Origin of the sequence: Pseudovibrio sp. Ad26, assembly GCF_001623285.1 — a bacterium.
GTDB lineage: Bacteria > Pseudomonadota > Alphaproteobacteria > Rhizobiales > Stappiaceae > Pseudovibrio > Pseudovibrio ascidiaceicola.
The window spans coordinates 1-610 of sequence record NZ_LMCE01000151.1 but is presented as its reverse complement, the minus strand read 5'-3'; the positions used below and the strand labels follow the sequence as shown (position 1 = coordinate 610).

The window sequence follows — 610 nt, the reverse complement described above, 5'->3', positions numbered from 1 at the left end:
CTTCTATTTCTGATGCTGAATCAATGATGTCTGCCATCTTTCATTAATCCCTGAACTGTTGGTTAATACGCTTGAGGGTGAATGCGAATAATAAAAAAGGAGCCTGTAGCTCCCTGATGATTTTGCTTTTCATGTTCATCGTTCCTTAAAGACGCCGTTTAACATGCCGATTGCCAGGCTTAAATGAGTCGGTGTGAATCCCATCAGCGTTACCGTTTCGCGGTGCTTCTTCAGTACGCTACGGCAAATGTCATCGACGTTTTTATCCGGAAACTGCTGTCTGGCTTTTTTTGATTTCAGAATTAGCCTGACGGGCAATGCTGCGAAGGGCGTTTTCCTGCTGAGGTGTCATTGAACAAGTCCCATGTCGGCAAGCATAAGCACACAGAATATGAAGCCCGCTGCCAGAAAAATGCATTCCGTGGTTGTCATACCTGGTTTCTCTCATCTGCTTCTGCTTTCGCCACCATCATTTCCAGCTTTTGTGAAAGGGATGCGGCTAACGTATGAAATTCTTCGTCTGTTTCTACTGGTATTGGCACAAACCTGATTCCAATTTGAGCAAGGCTATGTGCCATCTCGATACTCGTTCTTAACTCAACAGAAGATG

1 protein-coding gene is annotated in these 610 nt (G+C 44.8%); it reads right to left on the bottom strand.

Annotated elements, in window-relative coordinates; all coding sequences use genetic code 11:
* Positions 1–428: 428 nt before the first annotated feature.
* Positions 429–610 (bottom strand): DUF1382 family protein (locus PsAD26_RS26510; RefSeq protein ID WP_063312812.1); only part of this gene is annotated, 182 nt, incomplete at its 5' end.